Source organism: Desulfomicrobium apsheronum (genome assembly GCF_900114115.1).
Lineage (GTDB): Bacteria > Desulfobacterota > Desulfovibrionia > Desulfovibrionales > Desulfomicrobiaceae > Desulfomicrobium > Desulfomicrobium apsheronum.
The window spans coordinates 130721-136818 of record NZ_FORX01000010.1; the positions used below are offsets into that span (position 1 = coordinate 130721).

General features: G+C 57.6%; 4 protein-coding genes and 1 pseudogene. 4 read left to right on the top strand and 1 reads right to left on the bottom strand.

Going from position 1 to position 6098, the window contains the following annotated elements; all coding sequences use genetic code 11:
- The first annotated feature begins 2 nt into the window (after positions 1–2).
- The 4 genes from BMZ40_RS11065 (at position 3) to BMZ40_RS11080 (ending at position 5789) form a co-directional block, all read left to right on the top strand.
- Entirely contained in the window at positions 3–3101 is a 3099-nt protein-coding gene (locus BMZ40_RS11065) for an efflux RND transporter permease subunit (protein ID WP_092375415.1), read from the top strand.
- 724 nt (positions 3102–3825) lie between these two features.
- Positions 3826–4086, top strand: coding sequence for a hypothetical protein (locus BMZ40_RS11070; RefSeq protein WP_092375418.1), 261 nt, complete (start codon positions 3826–3828; stop codon positions 4084–4086).
- 21 nt (positions 4087–4107) lie between these two features.
- Positions 4108–5247, top strand: coding sequence for a hypothetical protein (locus BMZ40_RS11075; protein ID WP_092375421.1), 1140 nt, complete (start codon positions 4108–4110; stop codon positions 5245–5247).
- 74 nt (positions 5248–5321) lie between these two features.
- Positions 5322–5789, top strand: a complete 468-nt coding sequence (locus BMZ40_RS11080) for a PspA/IM30 family protein (RefSeq protein ID WP_092375424.1) — start codon at positions 5322–5324, stop codon at positions 5787–5789.
- On the opposite strand, the pseudogene BMZ40_RS11085 reads toward BMZ40_RS11080, so the two are convergent.
- Positions 5790–6098: pseudogene (locus tag BMZ40_RS11085) on the bottom strand (hypothetical protein); the annotation flags it as partial.

Sequence of the window (6098 nt, forward strand, 5' to 3'; positions counted from 1 at the left end):
CCATGCGCAACAAAATCCAACACGGCGCCATCGCCTGGATGGCCTCCAACCCGGTGGCCGCGAATCTGATCATGCTGCTCTGCCTTGTCGGCGGCCTGCTCATGACCACCCGGATCAAGCAGGAAGTCTTTCCCGAATTCGAGTCCGAAATCGTGACCGTGACCGTGGCCTACCCCGGAGCGAGTCCTGAGGAAGTGGAAAAGGGCATTGTCCTTTCCATAGAGGAGCGGGTCACGGGCCTGGACGGAATCAAGAAGGTCACCTCCTCCTCGGTGGAAGGCGCCGGCACGGTCACGGTCGAGGCGCTGGAAGGGACCGACATGGAACGCCTGGCTCAGGACGTAAAGGGCGAGGTCGACCGCATCTCCTCTTTCCCGGAAGATGCCGAGACGCCGCGGGTAGTCATCGCCTCCAACCGCCGCCGGACCATGTCCATCGCCATCTATGGAGACATGGAAGAGCGCATCCTGCGCGAAATGGCCGAAACGGTGCGCGACGACCTGCTTCAAGACCCGGAGATCACCCAGATCGACCTGAGCGGCGCGCGTGACCTTGAGATCGGCATCGAGATTTCCCAGGATACCCTGCGTGCGCATGGCCTGACCCTGCGGCAGGTGGCGGAGATCATCGGCAACTCCGCCCTGGAGTTGCCAGGAGGCAGCGTCAAGACGAGCCAGGGTGAAATCCTGGTCCGGGTCAAGGACCGCCGCGAACTGGGCAAGGAGTTCGCGAACCTGCCCATCATCAGCTCCCCCGACGGCTCGGTGGTACGCCTTGAGGACCTTGGCCGCATCACCGACGGCTTCGAGGACACCGATCTCTTCGCCCTCTACAACAACCAGCCGGCCATCCTGCTGGACATCTACCGCGTGGGGGACCAGACGCCCATTTCCGTGTCCAATGCCGTCAAGCGGCACATGGAGCGGCTGAAGCAAATCCTGCCGCCGGGCGTGAACCTGGCCAAGCGCAACGACAGCTCGGACATCTTTCGCCAGCGCATGGACCTGCTGACCCGCAACGGTCTCATGGGACTTTGCCTGGTCTTCATCCTCTTGGCCCTGTTTCTGGAAATCAAGCTGGCCTTCTGGGTCAGCATGGGCATCCCCATCTCCATCCTGGGCTCGTTCCTGATCCTCCCGGGACTTGGCGTGAGCATCAACATGGTTTCCATGTTCGCCTTCATCATCACCCTCGGCATCGTGGTCGATGACGCCATCGTGGTCGGCGAAAACGTCTATCAATACAAGGAACAGGGGCTCTCCTCCCTGAAGGCCGCCACCAACGGCGCCCGGGAAGTGGTCATGCCCGTGACCTTCTCGGTCCTGACCAACGTCGTCGCCTTCGTGCCCATGCTCTTCGTGCCCGGCGTCCTGGGACGCGTTTTCGGCGTGCTCCCGGCGGTGGTCGTCAGCGTCTTTCTCATCTCCCTGGTGGAAAGTCTCTTCGTGTTGCCGTCCCACCTTGGGCACCTCAAGTCCGGAGGCAAATCCAGGCTGGCCTTCCTGCACAATTGGCAGGCCAAATTCAGCGCCGGTTTCATGCGCGTGGTAAACAACTTCATCTCGCCCCTGCTCATGCTGACCATACGCCTGCGCTATCTGACCCTGGCCCTCGCCGTTGCGGTGCTTCTGGCCACGATCGGGTATGTGGCCAGCGGACGCATGGGCATCGTCATGTTCCCCAAGGTCGAGTCGGATTATGCCTACGTCGAACTGGCCATGCCCTTCGGTTCGCCCGTGGCCCGCACCGAGGCGGCCATCAACCGCATGGTCAGCATCGCCGACGAACTGGCCCGTGAAAACGGCGGGGATGAACTGGTCGAGGGAATCTTTTCCCAGGTCGGCACAAGCTCAGGCGGACACCAGGGCTCGGTGCGCGTCTTTCTGACCCCGCCGGAAATGCGCACCCTGCCTACGGCGGAGTTCACCAAACTCTGGCGGGAACGCGTCGGTGAAATCGCCGGAGCCGAATACCTCAAATTCGAATCGGATCGAGGCGGCCCGGGTTCCGGCGCGGCTTTGACCATCGAACTCTCGCACCGCTCCACCCAAATCCTGGAAAAAGCCGGAGAGGACCTGGCCAAAGAGCTCGGCTCCTACGCCCAGGTGTCGGACATCGATGACGGATTTTCCGCCGGCAAGACGCAGCTCGACTTCCGCATCCGGCCGGAGGGACGCAGCCTGGGGCTGACCTCCCAGGACGTGGCCCGCCAGATCCGGGCTGCATTCTACGGAGCCGAGGCACTGCGTCAGCAGCGCGGACGCAACGAAATAAAGGTCATGGTCCGTCTGCCGGAAAGCGAACGCGTGTCCCTGCAAAACATCGAGGATTTTCTGGTGCGCACTCCGGCCGGCACAAGCGTGCTGCTGCGCGAAGTGGCCGATGTCACCAAGGGGCACTCCTACACCAGCATCGACCGACGCAACGGCCGCCGGATAATCTCCGTGACCGCCGACGTGACCCCGCCCTCGGAAGCCGCCGCGATCATCAACTCCGTCAAGGACAGCTACCTGCCCAAACTGCAAGACCGCTATCAGGGCCTGGAGTTCAGCTTCGAGGGCAAGCAGGCCGACATCCAGGAAGGCGTCGGGGCGCTTTTGCTCGGGCTGGGCATGGCCTGTCTGTGCATCTTCGCCCTGCTGGCAATTCCGCTACGCAGCTATGTGCAGCCGCTGATCATCATGACCAGCATCCCCTTCGGCATCGTCGGCGCCGTGTTCGGACATCTGGTCATGGGCTACAGCCTGAGCCTGGTGTCGCTTTTCGGCATCGTGGCTCTGTCCGGGGTGGTGGTCAACGCATCCCTGGTGCTCATCGACTGCGCCAACGGCAAGCGGCGGCTCGGACAATCGGCCCTGGCCTCCATTCATCAGGCCAGCGTGCAGCGCTTCCGGCCCATCCTGCTGACCACGGTGACCACCTTCGGTGGACTCGCGCCCATGATCTGGGAAACCTCGCGCCAGGCGCGCTTCCTCATTCCCATGGCCCTGTCGCTTGGGTTCGGCATTGTCTTCTCAACTTTCATCACGCTCGGGATCGTGCCGTCCCTGTACATGGTGCTCGAAGACCTGAAGCGCTTCGGGCGATCTTTGGTCAAATAAGGAGGACAAATGGAACTTGGAGTGCTGATCCTGCTGGCCGCCGCAGCCGGAGCGCTGGGCTGGTTCTGGATGGACGGCGTGGCCAGCGGCGAACGTCGCATGGGACACCGTCCCTGAGGCGCGCGCGGACCTCTTCCGGGAGAAGAGGCTGAAGAACACGAGGATAAAAAAGACGAGCCGAGACCAGGCGGGGCGTAACGCGGCCAAAAATGCGATTCGTCTCAACGTCCGACTGGCGCAATGCGACTGTCTGGCTTCAAGGCGTTACCTCTAAAAAAATGCGATGCATCCCATCGCTTTTTTTATGCACTTCGATGTTGCCACAGCAGCGTCTTCCGACAGCAGCAAGAAAAATTCACCAAATATTTCAAAATATTAATCACCCAGAGCATGCTACAGGATTCGACTCCACACAACGAGCCTCCCCCTCTAAAAGCCACCCATGAACGCCTGCAAGGCAACCATCCTGACCTTCCAATCCCCCATAATTATCCGTAAAAATTACACATCCTCCCCAATGTGCAGCCTCGATAAAGTTGGCAGCATGGATAAAAAACGTCCGCTAGCCAAACTGCGGACAGGGAGCTTCCATGCCGCATCCGCCGCCAGCCGACACCCAGTGGTTCACATTCAGAGCACCACCCGAAACAGGCCTTGGAGTCTACGCCTTTTCCGATACGGAGGCCAGCTCGCGCAGGCGCCCATAGAACAGGAAAAAGACGGCATGCTGGAAAGCATGCTCGAGTTCGATGTGAGCAAGATCCTGCTGCAAGCCAAAGACATTCTGGGCACCCCCGTGGTCAACCCTTACGACCATGGCAAAATTCAATACTCCATCGAGCCCTCAGCCGCCGTGTTTCACATGTGCAGCGCGGACATGGACCTTTTTGCCAAATCAAAAGGTTTCCCCATGACGGTCACTCTGCAGCGGGACCTTACTGAACCGGATTTTTCCGACAAGGATATCGTCGCCATCGCTTTGTAATACGAGCAAGTTGGGATAAAAATGAAATACGCATTAAGCCTGTTTTTCGCACTGTTTTGGCTGGCCATGCTTCCAGCTGTTGCCATGGCCACGGCGGCTGAGGAGGCAAAATTCTTTTACGAAGAAGCTTCCGGTCCAACAGACGAGGAGCTGTCCTCGGAAGTCGGATTCATTCGCTATGCGTATAAAACAAAGTTGTCCCGCTCCAGATTTGGCCTGGATGCTTCCGAAAAACAATACGTGTTCAACGAACTCCTGACCAATGGCCTCCAAGGCGACATCCATGCCCTGGCCATGGCCGCTGTCCTACCACACGTTGATCCGGAGTTCTCCGAAGGCATTGACGTCACCCCCATCGAGCCGTGGCTCATCCAACATCTCGGCGAGGCCGAGGACCACTGGCCCCTGGGCGTGTTCTACCTACACTGGCTCTCCGGTTCCCCGCCCCTGAGGCACGCGCCCGTATACTTAAACGCCCCGAAGCATTTCCGCAAAAGCGCCCTGGCCGACAATCGTAAATCCATGCTCTTCGCCAGCGGCCATGTTCCCAAGGGGGATGACTTCACCCCACCCCCGGGAAAGGAACTGAAACACCCCATGCCGGACTATATCGCGAAAGGGGAGCGGGAAAAATGGTACTGGACGGTGCGAGCCGCGGAATTGGGGGATGCATGGGCTAATACGTTCGTTGGTCGGACTTATGCAAAGGTGCGTCCTGGTCGACCTGTGGAAGAGGCTAGCAACATGACTCTTTATTATTGGGACCGAGTCATACGCGCTGGAGACAAGCGGATTGGAGCATGGTTGGCGCAAATCTTGGAAGATGGAGAATATTCTGAACAGGAAACTAACATCGTGACCGAGCCAGACTGTAAAAAAGCATTTTTCTATATGGCGTTAAGAGCAAGGCTCTACACTGAAGGTGATTACTCGAAAAAAAAAGCAAAATCCGAAAAGGGTTCCGTAGCCGAATTCTATGCCCAAAAATACCTCAAAGACATCCCCAAAATCAACTTCGCCCCCTGCATGACCCAAGCCCAGTACGATGCCGCCCTCAAGGAAATCAAGATCGCCTACGACGAGTTCAAGGCGCGGAAAGCCCTGCCTGAGCTGAGGGTCGCACTGCAAGATGTGGGGGTGAAGCTTCAAGATGTGCGATAGGCCTGGGCCTTGCCCATACCATTTGATGGTTACAAATTCGGACTCGAATATTTAAAATTCATAAGGAGAACTCTATGGACAGTTTGACAAACAGAGTCTGCAGGCTGGTGAGTGGAGGCTTCAGTACGCTTATTTCCATTGCGGAAAACTCAGCGCCGGAGATGGTTATGGAAGAAGCCATACGCGAAATTGACAGCGCAATGGACGAGGTTCGCGCAGAATTGGGTTCCGTGATCGCCAAGAAGCATCTGGCCAAGACACGACTCAACGCAGAAACAAATAAACATGCGGACTTGGCTACAAAAATAGGACTGGCTGTCAGAGAAAAACGCGATGATCTGGCAGAAACCGCGATCTCCCGCCAACTGGATGTCGAAGCGCTGTTTCCTGTGCTCAATGCCAATATCAACGACTGCAAAGCCCATGAAAAAGAACTGGAAGACTTCCTGCGGGCGCTGAACGCCAAAAAACGCGAAATGATGGAAGAGTTGCAACACTATCAGGAGTCGAAAAAGCTTAGCAGCCCGTTGATTTATTCATGATCAACACAGCTCGACGGTAATCTGAGTTCCGACGAATTCTTCGCCAGTCTCGCTCTTCATCTCAACCAAAATCATCGAAACGACCATCCGTCCCCAAACAATAATAACAATTTGCGCTGAATTGAGGTAAAAATACCCCTTCGGGGTCCCGAAACCTATCAACTGGCGCATCAGCAGGCCGAGATTGAACCCGGCCACGCACAAGAGGTATCGTTTGTGGACGTTTTCCTGTCCCCGAAGGTGTGTTCGCCGCATTCCGCCACGATCGAGCACATGCTGGAAACTTCGTTCGACCAACTCCGTTCTTTG

Bases quoted from the DNA above. Each gene is read 5' to 3' on its own strand.
- BMZ40_RS11070 (WP_092375418.1), top strand. From the start codon at position 3,826: ATGCTGGAAAGCATGCTCGAGTTCGATGTGAGCAAGATCCTGCTGCAA.
- BMZ40_RS11065 (WP_092375415.1), top strand. From the start codon at position 3: ATGCGCAACAAAATCCAACACGGCGCCATCGCCTGGATGGCCTCCAAC.
- BMZ40_RS11080 (WP_092375424.1), top strand. From the start codon at position 5,322: ATGGACAGTTTGACAAACAGAGTCTGCAGGCTGGTGAGTGGAGGCTTC.
- BMZ40_RS11075 (WP_092375421.1), top strand. From the start codon at position 4,108: ATGAAATACGCATTAAGCCTGTTTTTCGCACTGTTTTGGCTGGCCATG.